This is a genomic window from Rhizobium sp. O111, assembly GCF_055616315.1.
Genome location: NZ_JBSHXL010000001.1, coordinates 649,932 through 669,314, shown reverse-complemented (window position 1 = coordinate 669,314; position 19,383 = coordinate 649,932). Strand labels below are relative to the sequence as shown.

Below are 19,383 nucleotides of genomic sequence, written 5' to 3'. Positions count from 1 at the left end.
GATTACCGAATGCGCCTTGTCACACGAGCCCCAACGGACATGCCTCCTCCCCTAGCGAGCGACATATTTCTTTCAAATTACCAGCCACTCGTCAACTGGTATGATGAGATGGTGAGTATTCTTTAACAGAATATTAGAACATGTTCAAAATCCGCGTACACCGAATCGCGCGCTTCTAGACAGCAAAAAGCGCCGCGCTCCGAAAAGCGCGACGCTTTGGCAGTTAGTATCAGGTTCTGCCTGATCAGGCGACAGTCACCGGCACTTCCGTGGAGGTGCGCATGGCGTGGCTGTAGGGGCATACGATGTGGGCGGCAGCGGCCAGCTTCTCAGCGGTCGGCTTGTCGAGGCCCGGGATATTGACGGTCAGCGCAACTTCGATGCCGAAGCCGCCGCCATCTTCACGCGGGCCGATGCCGACGGTGGCCGAGACGGTCGTGTCTTCCGGAATCTTGACCTTCTGCTGGCCCGCGACAAATTTCAGGGCACCGAGGAAGCAGGCCGAGTAGCCGGCCGCGAAGAGCTGTTCCGGGTTGGTGCCGGTGGCGCCGTCGCCGCCAAGTTCCTTCGGAACCGTCAGCGTGACATCGAGAACGCCGTTTTCGGAAACGGCGCGGCCTGCGCGGCCACCGGTGGCGGAAGCTTTGGTTGTGTAGAGGATCGGCATGTCAGTCTCCTTCGTTGGCTCCTTCGTTGGGGCTGGATTTTGTATATCGCGCAATTAAATTGTACGCAAGTGAATTTTGCAAATTGCATTCGGAATCCGAAAAGACGACAATGCAAACGCCGGGGAAGCACGATGACGAAAGCGCAGACGACAAAGACGATGAAAATTCCGGAAGAGGAAAAGCGGCTGGAGCGACAGCTCTGTTTCGCGGTCTATTCGACGGCGCATGCCTTCACACGCGCCTACAAGCCGATCCTCGACAAGGTGGGCCTCACCTATCCGCAATATCTCGTCATGCTGGTCCTGTGGGAAAAAGCGGCGCTGCCGGTGAAGACCATCGGCGAACAGCTCGATCTCGATTCGGGCACGCTGTCGCCGCTATTGAAGCGCCTCGAGCAGAGCGGGCTCATCGTTCGCACCCGCGACCCCAAGGACGAGCGGCAGGTGATCGTGACGCTGACGTCAGAGGGCGACGCGATGCGCTCGCAGGTGGACGGCATCATGGGCGAGATCGGCAAGGCGATCGGCTGCACGCTCGAAGAGATGGTCGACATCCGCGAGAAGCTGCACGGCCTGCGCGGCAATCTCACCGAGACGCGGTAAGCCCGCACCATTCCCTCGCCCGGGCCGACAGACGGGTTGACTCCGAGGGATAGTTTGCGAATTTTATAGCCGCGACGCCTGTTCGCGCAGTTCAGTCGGGAGGAATTGCGAGATGTCATGCCCAAACCACGCACCATGTGCCTCACACCCGATCTTGTCCAACTCTGCTATCGCGAAGAGGTCGATCCCGGCCCGGATCCGCGCCTGACGACACTGACGGACGACGATTTCGCCTCGCTCACCGCGCGGCTGACGGAAGAGAGCGGCGACGAGCCGCTCTGGGTCTTCGCCTACGGCTCGCTGATCTGGAAACCGGAATTCGAGTTCGTGGACCAGAGCCGCGCGACGGCTCTCGGCTGGCATCGCTCCTTCTGTCTCGAGATCAAGAGCTGGCGCGGCTCGCCCGAGCAGGCCGGGCTGATGATGGCGCTCGATCGCGGCGGACAATGCGACGGCATGATGTACCAGCTGCCTCAGGGAGACCGGGCCGCGCAGATTTCCCGGCTGCTGCGCCGCGAGATCAGCGAACGCGAGCATATCGACACGATAAGATGGCTGCCGGTGAAGACGCCTAAGGGCCGGGCTCGGGCGCTGGGCTTCTGGATCGGGCCGACGGGCAACCGGATCTACCGCAAGCAACCCCTGCCCCTGGTGGCCGCGACGCTTGCGCGCGCCTGCGGCTATGTCGGCTCCTGCGCCGAATATCTCTACAACACCGTCACGCATCTCGAGAATTTCGGCATCCACGACCGAAACCTCTGGCGCCTGCAGGAGCTCGTCGCCGCCGAGATCCGCCAGATCCACGGGATCGCGGAACCGACGGCATAGAGGCTTGCCGACGCCGGGCGATGCGAGTAGCCGCATGACGACAGAGCGGTCATAACCAACGCTCGCAAGGAGGACGCATGTCAAACGGTGGTCAGCCTGGACTGTATGATGATCCGGCACTTTTCTCCGCCTATGAAGCAATGCGCCAGCGTGCCGGCAGGTTGAATGAAGTCGTTGAGGAACCCGCGGTCCTCTCCCTTCTTCCAGATGTCGCCGGAGCGGATGTGGCAGATCTCGGATGTGGTGCAGGCGCCATGGGCCGAAAATTGGTGGCGCTCGGCGCGGCAAGTGTGCTCGGCATCGATTCCTCACAGCGCATGCTGGAACAGGCAAAACAACACGGGGCCGCTCTTAAGCAGTTGGCATTCAAACAGCAGTCGCTTGAGGATCTGCAACTTCCAGAGCTTGGGTTCGACGTCATTCTGAGCAGTCTGGCATTGCACTACGTTGGAAATTTCGAGCGGCTAGTCGATGTCATCTATCGAGCGCTGAAGCCCAAGGGCTGCCTGATCTTCTCCGTCGAACACCCAATCGTCACCTGCCATACCCGAGAATGGATAACCGGTGACGACGGTGTCAGGCAGGCATGGCCGGTCGACCGCTACGGTGAAGAGGGTCATCGGGACGCACGTTGGCTTGAGCTGACCGTTCCGCGAGAACACCGAACGGTGGCGAGCTATATCAACGGATTGCTGGACGCGGGCTTTTCGATTGCCCGCCTGCTGGAGCCCATGCCTGATCAAGCCGATATCGATCGATGGCCACGCCTTGCGGACCAGCGGCGCAGACCACCCTTTCTCGTCGTTCGCGCCGACAAAACCTGACGCTTTCACCAATCATGAGACCGACTTGCGTCTCATGACCCAGCCTCGCGCAGTGATTTCATCATTTCCCGCAGGCCGCGGCTCAAGTGCTTGTCGCGGCGCACGACCATTCCAAGCTTGCGCACCAGCGGCGGGTTGACGGGTGCGGTTTCGAGGAAGCCGGCGCGGTCGCGCTTCAGCGCCAGGCCGGGCAGGATCGACCAGCCGAGGCCGGCCGCCACCAGTTCCTTGATGGCCTCGACGCTGCCGAACTCCATGACAGGGCGGGCGACCAGACCGGCCTGCCCCATCCATTCATCGATGGTCCGCCTCGTGTTGCCGCCGTCATAGAGCAGCAGCGGCTTGGTGTTGATGAAGGCCGCGTCCGGGCCGCCATGCGGGATGGCCGAGCCGCGCGGCGCAACGACCATCAGCTCGTCGTCATAGAAGGCCTCAACCTCGAAGGACCGGCCGGGTGCGGGCAGCGTCACGACCGCGACGTCGAGCGCATTGGTCTCGAGATCGCGCAGGATGTCGTCGGTGTTGCCGATGCGGACGGTGATTTCGAGCCCGGGCATCTTCTTCCTGGCGCGCGAGATCGCCAGCGGCAGCAGATGGATGGAAGCGGTGGCGCCGCTGCCTATGCGCACGCGGCCGCTCTCGCCATTCCTGTGCGGCGCCATCGCCTCCTCGGCATCGGCAAGTTCCCGCATGATCCGCCGCGCATAGTCAAGAAATTCGAGACCGGCCGCCGTCGGCTGCGCCCGACGTCCGACGCGCTCGATCAGGCGCACGCCGAGGCGCTGTTCCAGGAGCTTGATCTGCAGGCTGACCGCCGGCTGGGTCACGCCCGCCTTGTCGGCGGCGGCGGTGAAGCTCCCGAGTTCGGCGATGTGAATGAAGGTCTGCAGCTGGTCGAAGCCGAATGCCATGCGAAATTTCTCTTATGGTTTGCATAAGATGCATAAGCTTCATTGCGGGATATATCCAGCGCATTGTCGGGACGTGCCAATACGGAGACAGAAGAGATGGCGACCGACACATCGGACGAAAGAGCAAGCCAGCCGCGCGTGGCGACAGTGCTGGCAACGGTTGCAGAGGCGGCGCGAAACCTCATCGAAAGCATCGAGACGCGCTGCCGGAAACGACGCGGCAGGGCGGCGCTCAGCGAGCTGACCGATGACGAACTCAAGGATATTGGCGTGTCGCGCGCCGACGCGATGACGGAAGCGGCGAAATCGGCGTTCTGGGGATAAGGATGGCTTGGAGCGCCTGAAGCACGCAGCCGTGGGGCCGGCGCGAAAAGTCTCTCCCCTGATCGGGGAGAGACGAAGACATAGCTTACTGCTTGACGACGATCGGCGCCTTGGTCGGCACGCGGTCGTAGAGGTCGATGATGTCCTGGTTGAGCAGGCGCACGCAGCCCGACGATACGGCCTTGCCGATCGAACGCCAGTCCGGATTGCCGTGCAGGCGGTAGAGCGTGTCCTGGCCGCCGGAGAAGATGTAGAGCGCGCGGGCGCCGAGCGGGTTCTTCAGACCCGGCTCCATGCCGCCGTTCTCGATCGAATATTTCACGAGTTCCGGCTGACGAGCGACCATCTCATTCGGTGGCTTCCAGCGCGGCCACTTCTGACGCCACTGGATGACGCCATCGCCCTGCCAGGCGAAGCCTTCGCGGCCGATGCCGACGCCGTAGCGCATCGCGGTCCCGCCCGGCTGGACGAGATAGAGGAAGCGCGAGGGTGTATCGACGACGATGGTGCCGGGGCGCTCGCCGGTCGGATCGATGACCTGCTGGCGATAGTAGCGCGGATCGATCTGCTGGTAGGGAACCGGCGGAATGAGGAAGCCGCCATCCTCGACCGGGCCGTACATGACAGCGAGCTCGGCATCGGTGGGCGCCGGCGTCGTCTGGAAGGCACGGATGGGGTTCGGGAATGCCATTGGCTGGCCGTACGACGGGCTCGTGCCCGAAGTGGAGGCACACCCTGCCAGCGCCGATGCCGCGGTTACCGCTGAAAGCGATAGAAAGTTGCGGCGGGATATGGATTTGTCAAAGCTCATAACGAGGGTCAATTTTCCTTAAGCGCGGAAACGGCGGACGTCGTTTCCTGGAGGGTTGTTCAACGCTAGTCACAATTCAAGGAAACTATCCCGTTATGCTAAATAAACCAGAACCTCACGAAGACGTGTGCCCGCTTGCGGCGACGTTCTCACGCCGCCTGTTGCGCGGCTACATCACCACGATCTCGGACTTGGCCGAAACACGGTCGTAGAGGTCGATGACGTCCTGGTTCATCATGCGTACGCAGCCCGACGACGTGGACTTGCCGATCGATTCCCAATCGGGCGTTCCGTGGATTCGGTAAAGCGTATCCTCGCCATTCTTGAAGATATACATGGCGCGCGCGCCGAGCGGATTTCCAAGACCGGGGTTCATGCCGCCGTTTGCCGCCGAAAACGAGCGGACGTCGGGCTGGCGCTTGACCATTTCATCGGGCGGCGTCCAGCGCGGCCACTTCTGCTTCCACTGGATGACGCCACGGCCCGACCAGGCATAGCCTTCGCGGCCGAGACCGACGCCATAGCGCATGGCCTTGCCATTGGGCTCGATGAGATAGAGGTGCTTGGTCTTGGTGTTGACGACGATGGTGCCGGGCTTTTCGGTCGAGGGGTAATCGACCTCCTGGCGCATATATACAGGATCGACGCGGCTGACGGGAATGGCGGGCAGCGTAAAGTCGTTGTCCCTCACCTCGCCATACATCGCGGCGCTGACGGGATTGATCAGCGGCATGCCGTAGGTGCGCATCTGGGTGGCGCCGGGGATGCCATAGGTCTGGTTGTAGATCGTCGCGGGGACGCCGGGTCGCTGCGGGATCGGCGCATTGATCGGCCGGACGCGATCGGGATCGATGCCCGGCGGCTTGTAGAACACCGGATAGGTTTCCTGCACGAAACGGGCCGGATCGGTGGCGCCGGTATCGGGCACGAGAATGTTGCAGCCGCCAAGCGACAGGGACGCCAACACAAGCCCCGACATGGCCGACAACCGGCTTAGACCCTTCATGAAACCACCCTCATCGATATCAGCGACATTTATAGCTGCCGCGAGGATGGCATGCGCGGCTGGCGCGAAGCTGGCGATGCCGGCCAGCCAGCGCCCTAACGCGACTGATTAAGCAGCCACGCCGTGGAAGAAGCGGATGCTCTGCTCGATTTCCTCGGGCAAGGCCGAGGTATGGCCGCCCTTGGCCGTATCCGTCTCGATGCGAACGCCGCCGGATCGCGCGCGGCTGGCAAGCAGGCCGGCGCGATCGTTGAAATGCGATTCGTCCGTGCCGTGGACGACGCGCACCGGGCACTTGAAGCTCTGGGCGTAGCACAACGCCGTGCGCACCTCGAACTCGTGGGTGTTGTCGTCGTCGAAGCGGATATCCTGCGGATAGCGATTGAAGAAGCGGAAGGCGTCGGGATTGCCGGAGATCGGGGCGGCCGCGCGGAACTTGTGGGTCGACATCGAGGCGAGCATGGTGAGCGTCCCGCCGATGCTGTGACCGGCGATGAAAAGCCTGTTCGCATCGACACCCGGCAGATGCGCCAGGCGGTCTGCGGCCGAGAGCACATCGTCCACCTCGTCATAGAAGCCGGAGAAATTGCCCGCCTGGCCATTTTCGCCGCGCACCGAGGGCATCAGCACCACGAAGCCGGCATCGATATATGGACCCATCAGGTTCCAGTGGCCGACGCCCATGGCATTGCCGCCATGCAGGAAGAGAATGCCGGGTTTGGCCTTGCGCTCGCGCTTGTACTTCGACACCCAGGCGACCAGCTCCAGCTCGCCGCCATAGCCGGAGCGATAGAAGATCTTTTCAGCATTGGCCGGCGCATCGAGCGGCTCGTACTTGTCGGGCGCCGGGCCCTTTTCGAGCAGCCGCGTGCGGAAGCGCTTGCGCACCTTGGCGTAATCGCGGGTGATCAGCCGCGGCTCGGGCGGAACGTCGAAGGCATTGGCGACACCGGGAAGAGCCGGAAGAACAAGGGCGCCGGCGAGCCCGGTCAGAAGCAGGCGGCGCTGGCGCGAAAAGGAATGGTCGTTGTCGTCTGTCATATCACTCTTCCGTCTTCCCCGGCATGATAGATGCTTGCACCCTCGGCGCGCCGACGCCAAGACACATTGTGTTGAGGATGCACAGTCGGATGTATTTTGCATCAGGAAAATGCGAGATGAGGGATTTGGGCGGGTGGAAACGCAGTTTGCCAACAATTGCGTAAGCCGAATTTAGCCTGAACCAACTCCGCCTAAAGCAACAATCCCACGCATTGCTCGCCTCACCCTGTCTATCTCTTCAGACAGCGATCGGATCATATCTAAGGTGAGCTTATGCGACGTGCCTTCTGCGTCGGCACAGATTGCGTAAGCGCTGTTGGGCTCCCAAGGATCAGCGGAGACTGATTTAATTCCATGAGCAAGAAGATTGCGCGCCTTCGCTGCATTCTCCACCTCGTTGATGCAGTGCGCGACATCCGATCTCCCGACGAACTGCCGCATGTAGACGCGCCAGTGCGAAATAATCGGACCTTTTTCGATCTGCTTTTGCATACCTCCAGCGGCCAGCTGTTTGCGCATCTCATTCTCGAGAAAGCTCCAATAAATTTGCACCTGGCCGATTTCGCAGGCCAGATCGCGCAAGGTAGGATAGGAGCCATTTTCAGTGTCCATGGCATTAAGCATATGAGATAGAACCTGAAATGCTAGCCCCGCGCCCTCGACCCAATAGAGCCCCTACCCCGCCTTCGCATCAATCATCGCCACCAGCGTCGTCAGCCTATCGGCCTCGTAGGACGGCTTGTCCTGTCGCAGCCGCGAGATGCGGGGGAAGCGCATGGCGACGCCTGACTTGTGGCGGTTGGAGCGGTTGATGCCTTCGAAGGCGACTTCCACCACGAGGCCGAAATCCTTGTCGGCGCGCACGGCGCGCACCGGGCCGAAGCGTTCGGTGGTGTTGTTGCGCACGAACTTGTCGAGGACTTCAAGCTCGGCGTCGGTGAAGCCGAAATAGGCCTTGCCGACGGGCACCAGCTGCTCGCCGTCGGGCGTTTCGGCCCAGACGCCGAAGGTGAAATCGGAATAGTAGCTCGAGCGCTTGCCGTGACCGCGCTGCGCATACATCAGGACCGCGTCGACATTATAGGGGTTGCGCTTCCACTTGAACCACGGCCCCTTCAGCCGCCCGGCCTGGTAGACGCTGTCGCGGCGCTTGATCATCACGCCTTCGATGACGGGATCGGGCGGGGTCGAGCGCAGGTCGTCAAGTTCTTCCCATGAGGAAAACGGAACCAGCGCGGAGAGGTCGAAGCGCTCGTGCGGGGCTTGCTCGACGATTTCGCTCAGGCGCGCGCGGCGTTCGAGATAGGTTTTGGCGCGCACGTCCTCCTCGCCGTCGAAGAGGAGGTCATACGCGCGGATGAAGGCGGGGTAATCGTCCTGCATCTTCTGCGTCACGGTCTTGCGGTTGAGGCGCTGCTGCAGGTCGGAGAAGGTGCGGGTCGGGCTGTTGGAGCGGGCGGTGCCGCCGACCAGAAGCTCGCCGTCGATGACGCCGTCGAAGCTGATGGATTGGACGATATCGGGGAATGCGGCGGAGATGTCGTCGCCGGAGCGAGAGTAGATCTTGCGGGTCTCGCCGGCGCGCGACAGCTGCACGCGGATGCCGTCCCATTTCCATTCGGCCGCGTAATCTGATGGATTGAGCTGCGTGAGATCGCCCTCCTCCACCGGGTTTGCCAGCATCACCGAATGAAAGATCGCCGGCGTCGCCAGCACCGGCTTGCCGCCCTTGCCCTCCAGCCATGCGAACAGGCTCTCATAGGGCGGCTGCAGGCCGTGCCACAAGGTCTCGATCTCGGTCACATCGGGTTCACCGAGGTCGGCCAGCGCCTGCTTGGCGAGCCGTGCCGAGACGCCGATGCGCAGCGCGCCAGTGGCCAGCTTGATGAAGGCGAAGCGGCCGGAAGCGTCGAGGCGGTCGAGCAGGTCGCGGACATAGCCTCGCACCTCCGTGCGGCCGAGCGTGTTCATCTCAGCCACCACCTCGCCGAGCCTCGGCTGCGCCAACGCCGAGCGCTCTATGTCGCGCTCATTGTCCCAGACGAGCGAGATGGTTTCGGCGAGATCGCCGACGTAGTCATAGGAATAGCGGAAGAGGACGTCGTCGATGCGCTCCAGCGCGAGCTCGCGCAGCATGGCGGGCTTGACGTTGCGGACGTCGAGCGTGCCGGCGATGGCCGCGAGGCCGTAACCGCGATCGGGGTCGGGCGTGTCGCGGAAGTAGTCGGTCAGCAGCTTCAGCTTGCCGTTGCGGGATGGCGTGAGGACCAGGCGGTCTAGGAGGTCGGCGAAGGCTTTCATGGATGGCCTCCGTCGCTTTTGTAGGAGGCGATGGTGGGTGGGATACCCCCCTCTGTCCTGCCGGACATCTCCCCCACAAGGGGGGAGATCGACTCGTGGCGAGATTTGCGCCAACCAATGAAGGTGGAGCGAGCGGGTAAGCCCAGCCAATCTCCCCACCTGTGGGGGAGATGCCCGGCAGGGCAGAGGGGGGTATCACGGGCGCCAAGCGTATCGACGGCGCTAAGGCTAACCATCGTTATCACTCCGCCTCATCCTCATACCCCACCAGATGCAGCGGCCTAGCCTTGATGCCCTGCAATTCGCACCAGCGCACCAGCGCCTCCTCGCGCCCATGCGTTACCCAGACCTCGGCCGGATGAAGCTCGGAGATCGTGTCGGTCAGCTCCGGCCAGTCGCAATGGTCGGAGATGACGAGCGGCAGCTCGACACCACCCTGCTTGGCGCGCTGGCGTACCATCATCCAGCCGGAGGCGAAGGCAGGCAGCGGGTCGTTGAAGCGGCGGGCCCAGCGGTCGGCGAAGGCCGATGACGGGCCGACGACGACGGCGCCCTTGAACAGAGACTTGTCGCGTCCCTCGACGGTTGCCGGGCGCAGTTCGCCGAGGTCGATGCCCTGGCTGACGTAGTAATCGCAGAGCCGCTCCATGGCGCCGTGGATATAGATGGGCTCATTGTAGCCGGTGTCGCGCAAGAGGCGGATGACGCGCTGGGCCTTGCCGAGCGCATAGGCGCCGATCATGTGGGTGCGCTCGGGAAACTGGCGGAGCGACGCATAGAGCTTGGCCATTTCGCCGGCGGGGTCCGGGTGGTGGAAGACAGGCAGGCCGAAGGTCGCCTCGGTGATGAAGACGTCGCAGGCAACCGGTTCATAGGGCGCGCAGGTCGGGTCCGGGCGGCGCTTGTAATCACCTGACACGACGATGCGGGTCGCATCCTTCTCGATGGCTATCTGGGCGGAGCCGAGCACATGGCCGGCGGGGTGGAAGCTCACCTTGACGCCGTTGACCGATGTCTCCTCGCCGAAGGCGGCGGCCTGCTCCGAGCCGCAGAAATCCTCGCCGTAGCGGATGCGCATGATATCGAGCGTCTGGCGGGTGGCGAGCACATGGCCGTGGCCGGAGCGGGCGTGATCGGAATGGCCGTGGGTGATCAGCGCGCGCTCAACGGGCCTGACCGGATCGACATAAAATCGGCCATCAGGGCAATAGAGCCCCTCGGGTGCGGGATAAAGCAGCGCGTCAAATCTCATCGGCATAGAGATAGCGGCAAATGGCGGAAGAACCAGAGGGGATGGAGAGCTGTCCTCCCGCCATTTGCCGCGCTGAACGCACACCCTGACCACGGCGTGCGTTCAGTTAACCTGTCGGCCTGCCAGTCCGCGGACTTGCCAGCGTGTCGGCCTGCCGGCGTGTCAGCCGACCTGCGGCATTTCCCGCAGCAGCTTGTCGAGCGTGACCGGGTAATCGCGCACCCTGACGCCGGTGGCATTGTGGACAGCATTGGCGAGCGCGGCCGCAACGCCGCAAAGTCCAAGCTCGCCGACACCCTTTGCCTTCATCGGCGAGGAGTATGGGTCCGTCTCATCCAGGAAGATCACGTCCTGGTGCGGAATATCGGCGTGAACAGGAACCTCGTAGCCGGCGAGATCGTGGTTGACGAAAAAGCCGCGGCGCTTGTCCACCGCCAGCTCCTCCATGAAGGCGCCGCCGACGCCCATGGTCATCGCGCCGATCACCTGGCTGCGCGCCGTGATCGGATTGAGGATACGGCCGGCGGCGCAGACGCTCAGCATGCGGCGAATACGGATTTCCGCCGTATAGGCATCGACGCCCACCTCGACGAAATGCGCGCCAAAGGTAGCCTGCTGCATCTGCTGGCCGAGATCGCCGAACTCGATCGTGTCTTCGGCGACGATGCCCTCCTGTCCCGCGGCCTCGGTCAACGGAATGCTCCGGTTGCCGGAGCGGATCGCGCCGTCCGCAAAGGTCGCGTCGGTCGAGTTGAAGCCGACCTTGCGGGCGATTGCCTCGCGCAGCGCAACGCAGGCCGCGTAGACGCCGGCGGTCGCGCTGTTAGCGCCCCATTGGCCGCCCGATCCCGCCGAAACGGGAAAGCGGGAATCGCCAAGCTGGACCGCGACTTTGTCCATGCCGACCCCCATCATCTCGGCGGCGGTCTGCGCGATGATCGTATAGCTTCCGGTGCCGATATCCGTCATGTCGGTCTCGACGGTGACCACACCTTCGGCATCCAGGCGCATGCGGGCGCCCGACTTCATCACCAGATTGCCACGGAACGCCGCCGCGACGCCCATGCCGCGCAACCAGCGGCCGTCGCGAAGGCGGCCAGGCTGGGCGCTGCGCCCCGACCAGCCGAAGCGATCCGCGCCGGTTCGCAAACACTCGACCAGCTGCCGGTGCGAGAATTTCTTGTCGGGCTTTTCGGGATCGACCTGCGTATCGTTGAGAATGCGGAACTGCACCGGATCCATGTTCAGCTTCTCAGCCATCTCGTCCATGGCGATCTCAAGCGCCATGAGGCCAGGCGCCTCCCCCGGCGCGCGCATCGCGTTGCCTTCGGGCAAATCGAGCGTGGCGAGCCGCATCGCCGTCATCCGGTGCTCGCCCGCGTAAAGCAGGCGCGTCTGCTGGACGGCGGATTCGAGCTTGCCATCCGGCAGGTTCCCGCTCCAGCTTTCATGCGCAATCGCCGTAATCCGTCCCTCGCGGGTGGCGCCGATGCGCAGGCGCTGGATGGTTGCCGGGCGGTGGGTGGTGTTGTTCATCAGGAACGGCCGGGGCAAGGCCACCTTGACGGGCCGCCCGGCAGCCTTGGCGCCCAGCACTGCAAGCAGTGCATCGGCGCGCAGGAACAGCTTGGAGCCGAAACCACCACCGATGAAGGGCGACATGATATGCACCTTCTCGGGCTCGACGCCCAAGGTGGCGGCCAGTTCCGCGCGGTTCCAGGCCACCATCTGGTTGGAGGTCCAGACCATAATCTCGTCGCCATCCCAGGCCGCCATCGATGAATGCGGCTCCATCATCGCGTGCGACTGGTCGGGCGTCGTGTAGCGCTCGTCCAGCTTGACCGCTGCCTGCTCGAAAGCCGATGCGAAGTCGCCGGCCGCGCTGTCGGCGTCATCCCCCTCGGAACCGGACGGCTTCGTGGCCGAGCTCTGGGCGGCCTGAAGATCGTAGGCGCCGGGGGCCTCGACATAATCGACCTTCACGAGGCTCGCGGCCGCCCTCGCCTGCTCGAAGGTTTCGGCGACCACGACCGCGATTGCCTGGTGATAGTGCGAGATCTGCGGGCCGCCGAACAGCTGGGCGATATTGAATTTGCCCTTGCCGAGCTCGCCTGCGCTCTGGGCCGTGACGACGGCAATGACGCCGGGTGCGCGCTGGGCGGCCTGCACGTCCATGGAGCTGATCCGCCCCTTGGCGATGGCGGCGCCGACCGGATAGCCATAGGCCGCGTTCAGATTGGCGCCGTGCCATTCGTAAGCGTAGGTGGCGGTGCCGGTGACCTTGCGCGGACCATCTATCCGGACGATCGGCTGACCGACAACCTTCAGCTGATCGATCGGGTTTGTCGTTGCGGGAGTGTCGAAGCGCATGGTTCAACCTTTCATTTCGTCGAGGATGCCCGCGAGCGTGCGCTCGACGAGGGTCACCTTGAATGCATTCTCGTGCGTGGTGCGTGCCCCCTCGAGCAGCTTCGCAGTGACGGCGACGGCACCGTTCGGCAGCTCGGCGTCCGCCGCCTCGACCCGCCATGGCTTGTGCGCAACGCCGCCAAGCGCCACGCGCCCGCTGCCGTCGTTCCGCACGACGGCGGCGACCGAAACCAGCGCGAAGGCATAGGATGCGCGATCACGAACCTTGCGATAGACATGCCGTCCGCCGATCGGCGGCGGCAAGGTGACCGCGGTGATCATCTCGCCGCGCTCCAGCGCAGTTTCGATATGCGGCGTGCTGCCCGGCAGGCGATGGAACTCGCTGATCGGGATCGCGCGCGTCGAGCCGTCGGGTTTCACCGTCTCGACCACGGCGTCGAGCGCACGCATGGCAACCGCCATGTCGCTCGGATGGGTGGCAATGCAGCCATCGCTGACACCCATGATGCCATGCAGCCGGGTAAAGCCGCCAATCGCCGAACAGCCGCTTCCCGGCTGGCGTTTGTTGCAGGGCTGGTTGGTATCGTAGAAATACGGACAGCGTGTCCGCTGCAGCAGATTGCCCGCGGTCGTGGCCTTGTTGCGCAATTGTCCGGATGCTCCGGCCACCAGCGCCCGCGACAGCAGGCCGTAATCCCGGCGTATCCGCTGGTCCGAGGCGAGATCGGTGTTGCGCACCAGCGCTCCGATCCTAAGCCCCCCGGCTTCCGTCCGCTCGATCCTGTCCATGCCGAGACCATTGACGTCGATAAGGTGGGTTGGCGTCTCGATCTCGAGCTTCATCAAGTCGAGAAGGTTGGTGCCGCCGGCGATGAATTTTGCGGTCTCGTTGCGGGCGGCGGTGGCGGCGGCGTTCGCCACCGAGGTCGCGCGTTCGTATGAAAATGTTCTCATGCCTGCCTCCCTGCGACTTCGTTGATGGCTGCAACGATGTTCGGATAGGCGCCGCATCGACAGATGTTGCCGCTCATGCGTTCGCGGATTTCCGCATCGCTGACCTCGGTCGGCGCCGTCAGGTCATTGGTGACATGGCTCGGGATGCCGGCCTTGATTTCCTCGAGCACGGCGACGGAGGAACAGATCTGTCCGGGCGTACAGTAACCGCACTGGAAACCGTCATGCTTGACGAAGGCGGCCTGCATCGGGTGCATGTCGGCGGTGGTGCCGAGCCCCTCGATCGTGGTGATCTGGTCGCCCTCGTGCATGACGGCGAGCGATAGACAGGAATTGATCCTGCGGCCATCCACCATGACGGTGCAGGCGCCGCACTGTCCGTGATCGCAGCCCTTCTTGGTACCGGTCAGGTGCAGATGTTCCCTCAGCGCATCCAGCAGGGTCGTGCGGTTGTCGAGATCTAGTTCGTGTCGCGTTCCATTCACCGTGAACGCGACCTGCGAATGATTCTCCGCGGCTGCCGGGGCAACGGATTGGGCGAATACCGGGCTTGCCGCATTCGCGGTCGCGACGGAAACGGCGGCGGTCCCCACCATCAGGTCCCGCCGAGATATTTCGATCATGCTTGGGACGGTCTTCAAGGCTTTCTCCTTTGCTCAGTCGCCACGGCGGCGGCCGACCTCGGACGAAGTTTGAGGTAAGGCCGACAGTCCGCTTCGTTGAGTGAGAAAGGTTAGGTCAGAGAGAGACGGTGATTACCGGCCGCATGACGATAAGGCTTATACTCTGCGCTCACCAATGCAGAAAATTTGAAATAGCAATATATTTCAATAGGTTGAATGATCGGAAACCGGCCAGGATCAAATTCACGGCCGGTTAAAGAGAAAGTGAACCGGTCGTTAGAAGCGTGGTGCTGTCCGATTTCAAAGTTTGTGGCATATATGCGAGAGATTGCTCGGCGCACGATGTCGGTAAAACGACGGGGGCGTTGGAACTAAATGCTTCGCAATTCGTTAGTCCACGCTCGTATCTTGCACGATCGATCATAGCATCTGCCACGCCTGCGGATTTATGCTCTGGATTCATAACCCCTATGACTTCTAGCGGTCTATTCAAGCCGCGGATATTCGGGGAAGCTGAGCGACCGAAGCGTGACTGACATTGGTCAGCGCGACGGATCGCGAGACATTCTCACCAGTATCCGACCAAGCTAAGGCACAAAGATGAAAATCCAGATCAATGGACAGGCCCACGATGTGACATCGGAGGGCGACACACCACTCCTGTGGGTAATTCGTGACGAGCTCGGGATGACGGGCACGAAGTATGGTTGCGGACTTGCGCAGTGCGGGGCTTGCTCCGTCATGGTCGATGGCGAAATCGTCCGATCCTGCGTCACGCCGCTCGAAAGCGTCGTCGGCCGATCGGTTACCACGATCGAAGCGATCGAGAACGATCCAGTGGGCCAGCGCGTCGTGGCCGCATGGATCGCGCACCAGGTGCCGCAATGCGGCTACTGCCAGTCCGGCCAGGTGATTGCGGCAACCGCGCTCTTGAAGCAGACCGCCACTCCATCAGACGATGAGATCGCCGCCGCCATGGTCAATCTCTGTCGTTGCGGAACGTATAACGCCATCAAGGCAGCGGTTCAGGATCTCTCCGGTCAGAAGGTGGAAACGCTATGACCGCCCCCGTTCGCGAAATCGACGGTCAGACGGAACTGACCACGGCCGTACCGGTCAACGTATCACGGCGCAACTTCCTGCTCGGCTCCATCGGCGCGACCGCCGGTGCTTTGGTGCTGGGTTTCGGGCTGCCGATCGACGGCGCACGCGCCCAGGAAGCGGCCAAGACGATGGCGCCGGGAACCCGCGTTCCGGCGTTTCTGGAAATCCGCCCGGACAATACGGCGCGGCTGATGAGCCCCTTCGTCGAGGGTGGCCAGGGCGTTTTCACCGCAATGGCCCAGATCGTCGGCGAGGAGCTCGACCTCGACCCGGCCTCCTTCGTGGTGGAAAACGCGCCGACCGGACCGGATTATCTGGTCGTCAACGGCACGATGCGCATCACCGGCGGCAGCATGTCGGTGCGCACCAGCTATGACACGATGCGCAAGCTCGGCGCCCTCTGTCGGGCGATGCTGGTGCAGGCCGCCGCAACGCGGTTGAACGCGCCCGCCAGCGAATTGACGACGGAGCCCGGCCATGTGGTGCACGCGGCCTCGGGGCGCAAGCTCGCTTACGGCGAACTCGCGACGGAAGCCATGGCGCTTGACGTTCCGGCCACCGACAGCGTTACGCTCAGGGACCGGTCGCAGTTCCGCTGGATCGGCAAGCCCGTACAGCGCCTCGACGTGCTCGACAAATCAACCGGCAGAGCGATCTACGGGATCGACTGCAAGGTCGACGGCATGTTGCATGCGGCTGTCCAGCACGCGCCGCGGCTCGGCATGTCGGTCGGCGACATCCGCAATGAGGATGCCGTCAAGGCGATGCCGGGCATCCACTCGGTACACCGCCTGCCCGGCGCCGTCGCGGTCGTCGCGGAACGCTGGTGGAACGCCAAGCGCGCCGCCGAAGCACTGCAGGTCGAATGGCAGGAGGCAGGCGCCAAGCCGGTGATCGACGGCATCCGCACGATGCCCGCGGATTTCTCGACCGCAGCCTTCAGCCAGCGTCTGGCCAATGAGCCGGGTGACGGCAAGGACGCGGAAAAGGTGGGAGATGCCACGGCAGTGCTTGCCGCCGCCAAGACCGTCGTCTCGGCCACCTATCACAGCCAGTATCTGCATCACGCACAGCTGGAGCCACCTTCGACGCTGGCGCGGTTCAACGAGGACGGTACTCTGGATCTGTGGATGCCGAACCAGGCGCCCGAACAGTTCCAGGCGAATATCGCCACCCTCACCAGTCTCGATGCATCGAAGATCAACGTGCACAGCCCGCTGCTCGGCGGCTTCTTCGGACGCCACTTCCTCTATCCCGCGGCCAACCCCTACCCGCAGGCAATCCAGCTTGCCAAGGAAACCGGCCGCCCGATCAAGCTGATCTGGAGCCGTGAAGAAGAGTTCCTGCGTGATCCGATGCGGCCGATGGCGGCCGTGCGGTTCCGTGGCGCGCTCGACGATAACGGCATGCCGGTGGCCATCGAGGCCGTCAGCATCTGCGAGGGACCGAGCGAGAACATCTACGGCCACAGCGACGACAAGATCGACGACACCGCCGTGGAAGGCCTGACAGGCAAGGCCTACGCCATCCCCAACCGGCGCATCGCTCAGCTATACGTCGAAAATCCGACCATGCTCGCCTACTGGCGTTCGGTGGGCAACTCGATGAACGACTTCCTCTACGAGTCGTTCCTCGACGAGCTGGCCGACAAGGGTGGCAAGGACCCCTACGAGCTGCGCCTTCAGCTGTTGAAGGACAATCCGCGACTGAGCACCCTTCTCAAGGCGGCGGGCGAACTGTCGGGGGGCTGGAAGCGCGGACCGTTCACGGCGGCCGACGGCTCACGACGCGCCCGTGGCGTGGCCATGGCGTCGGCTTTCGGCAGCTTCACCGCAGCCATCGCCGAGGTGTCGATCTCGGCGGGCAAGGTTGTGGTGCACGACCTGTGGGAAGCGGTCGATCCGGGCAACATCGTCAATCCGGCGATTGTCGACGCCCAGATCAACTCGGCGGCGGCGCTGGGTGTTTCCCAGGTCCTGCTTGAGGAAGTGGTCTATCAGGAGGGGCAGCCGATTGCCCGCAACTACGACCTCTACCCGATCCTCTCGCCAGCTGAGATGCCTCGCGTTCACACGCGGGTCGTCGAAAGCGGCGAGAAGATGGGCGGCATCGGGGAACCGGGTCTTCCGGCTGTCCCGCCAGCGGTCGCAAATGCGGTCTCGACCCTGACGGGCCAGCGCATCCGCAGCATGCCTCTTTCTCAATACACGTTCGACAGCTAGCGCGCCGCGCCCCTCCGCCGTCAGCAACGTTGCCGGGATCTTTTATCCCGGCGACGTTCTGGTAACCGCCGCGGTCGAGCCACGCGCGCTTGCGCAAAGCCGTTAACATCAGCCTGTTTCAAGAGGATGGATTGTCCTTGAAAAAAGTCTTTCTGGTCGTTCTTCTAATCATTATTGTCGTCGGAGGCGGCCTTTTCTGGTTCGTCACCTCCAAGCCCTCATCACCATTCGAGAGCGCCGGCATCACCACCGGCGCCGCCAGCGAGCTTGTTGCGCGCGGCGAGATGGTCGCGCGGCAGGCCGATTGCGTTGCCTGCCACAGCCTTCCCGATGGCAAGCCGTTCACCGGCGGGCTCGAAATGGGCACGCCGCTCGGCTCCATCTTCGCCACCAACATCACGCCGGACAAGCAGACCGGGATCGGCAACTATACGCTGGCCGATTTCGACCGCGCCGTCCGCCACGGCGTGACCCCCGATCGCAGGCGGCTTTACCCCGCCATGCCCTATCCGTCCTACGTCAAGCTGAGCGACGATGACGTCCGCGCTCTCTACGCGTTCTTCATGGACGGTGTGCAGCCGGTCAATCAACCGAACCGCCAGACCGGCATCGAGTGGCCGATGAACATGCGCTGGCCGCTGGCGCTCTGGAATGCTGTTTTCGTCGACCAGGGCATCTATGCCGACAAGCCGGCGCAGGACGCGGTGTGGAACCGCGGCGCCTACCTGGTGCAGGCAGCCGGCCATTGTGGCGCGTGCCATACGCCACGCAGCGTCACGATGAACGAAAAAGCGCTCGACGACGGCAGTCCGCTATTCCTGTCCGGTGCGCTGCTCGACGGATGGTATGCACCGAGCCTTCGGCAGGATCACAATACCGGCCTCGGACGCTGGAGCGAGGACGATATCTTCGCCTTCCTCAAGAACGGTCGCAACCAGCATGCCGTTGTCTTCGGCTCGATGGCCGAGGCCTATAACAACTCGACGCAGTTCATGAGCGATGACGATCTCCGGGCGATCAGCCACTATCTGAAGTCGCTTCCGGGCGATCCGGCCCGCGACGGCACGCCATGGGTCGTTCAGGCATCGGCGACCGCCGTCACGAATGTGAGCAGCACCGCGGATGCAGCGCCCGGCGCCAAGACCTATGCCACCAGATGCGGATTCTGCCATGGGCCCGACGGCGGCGGCAAAGCCCCCTGGATTCCGCCGCTTGCAGGATCGACGGCTTCGCTGATCGACCACCCGGACTCCCAGATCAACGCAACGCTCAACGGCTCCGCCCGCGTCGTGACCGCCGGCGTGCCCGACGCCTACCGCATGCCGCCCTTCCGCGAACAGCTCTCGGACCGCGAGATCGCCGATGTCCTCACCTATGTCCGCTCCTCGTGGGGCAACCATGGCAAGGCCGTCGCCCCGACCGAGGTCAAGGCCATGCGAGAGCATACCGACCCGGCAAGCAGCAGCCCGATCGTTCTGCAAATGCGCTAAGCGCTCGTTTAAAGATCACGGAAAACAGTGCCTCCCGTCCCGCTCAGCGCGG

Annotated in this window: 18 protein-coding genes; 7 read left to right on the top strand and 11 right to left on the bottom strand. The window is 63.2% G+C overall.

What is annotated here, in order from left to right; all coding sequences use genetic code 11:
- Positions 1 to 244: 244 nt before the first annotated feature.
- Complete coding sequence (locus tag ACVTFQ_RS03355) at positions 245 to 667, bottom strand: organic hydroperoxide resistance protein (protein ID WP_018898985.1); 423 nt, start codon at positions 665 to 667, stop codon at positions 245 to 247.
- 132 nt (positions 668 to 799) lie between these two features.
- Between ACVTFQ_RS03355 and ACVTFQ_RS03350 the strand changes: the two genes are divergently transcribed.
- The 3 genes from ACVTFQ_RS03350 to ACVTFQ_RS03340 all read left to right on the top strand — a co-directional run bounded on the left by ACVTFQ_RS03350 (position 800) and on the right by ACVTFQ_RS03340 (position 2,922).
- Positions 800 to 1,270, top strand: a complete 471-nt coding sequence (locus ACVTFQ_RS03350; RefSeq protein WP_047507757.1) for a MarR family winged helix-turn-helix transcriptional regulator — start codon at positions 800 to 802, stop codon at positions 1,268 to 1,270.
- Positions 1,271 to 1,387: 117 nt separating this feature from the next.
- Positions 1,388 to 2,098 carry a gamma-glutamylcyclotransferase gene (locus tag ACVTFQ_RS03345; RefSeq protein ID WP_313760862.1) on the top strand — a complete coding sequence of 237 codons (711 nt, stop codon included), beginning with the start codon at positions 1,388 to 1,390 and terminating at the stop codon, positions 2,096 to 2,098.
- A gap of 77 nt (positions 2,099 to 2,175) precedes the next feature.
- Positions 2,176 to 2,922, top strand: a complete 747-nt coding sequence (locus ACVTFQ_RS03340; RefSeq protein WP_111564408.1) for a class I SAM-dependent DNA methyltransferase — start codon at positions 2,176 to 2,178, stop codon at positions 2,920 to 2,922.
- 32 nt (positions 2,923 to 2,954) lie between these two features.
- Here the strand turns inward: ACVTFQ_RS03340 and ACVTFQ_RS03335 are convergent, their stop codons facing one another.
- On the bottom strand, positions 2,955 to 3,833 hold the full coding sequence (locus ACVTFQ_RS03335; protein ID WP_112437163.1) for a LysR family transcriptional regulator: 879 nt from the start codon (positions 3,831 to 3,833) through the stop codon (positions 2,955 to 2,957).
- A gap of 96 nt (positions 3,834 to 3,929) precedes the next feature.
- On the opposite strand from ACVTFQ_RS03335, the gene ACVTFQ_RS03330 reads away from it, so the two are divergent.
- Complete coding sequence (locus tag ACVTFQ_RS03330; protein ID WP_111564406.1) at positions 3,930 to 4,157, top strand: DUF1127 domain-containing protein; 228 nt, start codon at positions 3,930 to 3,932, stop codon at positions 4,155 to 4,157.
- An 85-nt stretch (positions 4,158 to 4,242) separates the two neighbouring features.
- Here the strand turns inward: ACVTFQ_RS03330 and ACVTFQ_RS03325 are convergent, their stop codons facing one another.
- The 9 genes from ACVTFQ_RS03325 to paoA all read right to left on the bottom strand — a co-directional run bounded on the left by ACVTFQ_RS03325 (position 4,243) and on the right by paoA (position 14,515).
- Complete coding sequence (locus tag ACVTFQ_RS03325; protein ID WP_111564405.1) at positions 4,243 to 4,968, bottom strand: L,D-transpeptidase family protein; 726 nt, start codon at positions 4,966 to 4,968, stop codon at positions 4,243 to 4,245.
- A gap of 169 nt (positions 4,969 to 5,137) precedes the next feature.
- Positions 5,138 to 5,974: a L,D-transpeptidase gene (locus tag ACVTFQ_RS03320; RefSeq protein ID WP_111564404.1), complete on the bottom strand. Its 837-nt coding sequence runs from the start codon at positions 5,972 to 5,974 to the stop codon at positions 5,138 to 5,140.
- Positions 5,975 to 6,082: 108 nt separating this feature from the next.
- Entirely contained in the window at positions 6,083 to 7,015 is a 933-nt protein-coding gene (locus ACVTFQ_RS03315; RefSeq protein ID WP_111564403.1) for an alpha/beta hydrolase family protein, read from the bottom strand.
- 171 nt (positions 7,016 to 7,186) lie between these two features.
- Positions 7,187 to 7,627, bottom strand: a complete 441-nt coding sequence (locus tag ACVTFQ_RS03310; protein WP_146618537.1) for a hypothetical protein — start codon at positions 7,625 to 7,627, stop codon at positions 7,187 to 7,189.
- 63 nt (positions 7,628 to 7,690) lie between these two features.
- On the bottom strand, positions 7,691 to 9,316 hold the full coding sequence (locus tag ACVTFQ_RS03305) for a cisplatin damage response ATP-dependent DNA ligase (RefSeq protein ID WP_470423666.1): 1,626 nt from the start codon (positions 9,314 to 9,316) through the stop codon (positions 7,691 to 7,693).
- Positions 9,317 to 9,557: 241 nt separating this feature from the next.
- Entirely contained in the window at positions 9,558 to 10,568 is a 1,011-nt protein-coding gene (locus tag ACVTFQ_RS03300; protein WP_111564473.1) for a ligase-associated DNA damage response exonuclease, read from the bottom strand.
- Between the two features lie 162 nt (positions 10,569 to 10,730).
- Entirely contained in the window at positions 10,731 to 12,938 is a 2,208-nt protein-coding gene (paoC, locus tag ACVTFQ_RS03295; RefSeq protein ID WP_111564400.1) for an aldehyde oxidoreductase molybdenum-binding subunit PaoC, read from the bottom strand.
- Positions 12,939 to 12,941: 3 nt separating this feature from the next.
- Positions 12,942 to 13,892, bottom strand: a complete 951-nt coding sequence (locus ACVTFQ_RS03290) for an FAD binding domain-containing protein (RefSeq protein ID WP_111564399.1) — start codon at positions 13,890 to 13,892, stop codon at positions 12,942 to 12,944.
- The gene (paoA, locus tag ACVTFQ_RS03285; RefSeq protein ID WP_111564472.1) at positions 13,889 to 14,515 is read right to left on the bottom strand and encodes an aldehyde dehydrogenase iron-sulfur subunit PaoA; all 627 of its coding nucleotides are present in this window, start codon (positions 14,513 to 14,515) and stop codon (positions 13,889 to 13,891) included. Before paoA ends, ACVTFQ_RS03290 begins: the two co-directional genes overlap by 4 nt.
- A 600-nt stretch (positions 14,516 to 15,115) precedes the next feature.
- Between paoA and ACVTFQ_RS03280 the strand changes: the two genes are divergently transcribed.
- The 3 genes from ACVTFQ_RS03280 (at position 15,116) to ACVTFQ_RS03270 (ending at position 19,331) form a co-directional block, all read left to right on the top strand.
- Positions 15,116 to 15,577, top strand: coding sequence for a (2Fe-2S)-binding protein (locus tag ACVTFQ_RS03280; protein ID WP_111564398.1), 462 nt, complete (start codon positions 15,116 to 15,118; stop codon positions 15,575 to 15,577).
- Positions 15,574 to 17,841, top strand: coding sequence for a xanthine dehydrogenase family protein molybdopterin-binding subunit (locus tag ACVTFQ_RS03275; RefSeq protein ID WP_111564397.1), 2,268 nt, complete (start codon positions 15,574 to 15,576; stop codon positions 17,839 to 17,841). Before ACVTFQ_RS03280 ends, ACVTFQ_RS03275 begins: the two co-directional genes overlap by 4 nt.
- Before the next feature lie 137 nt (positions 17,842 to 17,978).
- Positions 17,979 to 19,331 (top strand): c-type cytochrome, encoded by a 1,353-nt coding sequence (locus ACVTFQ_RS03270; protein ID WP_313760471.1) that lies wholly within the window; start codon positions 17,979 to 17,981, stop codon positions 19,329 to 19,331.
- The last annotated feature ends 52 nt before the right edge of the window (positions 19,332 to 19,383 follow it).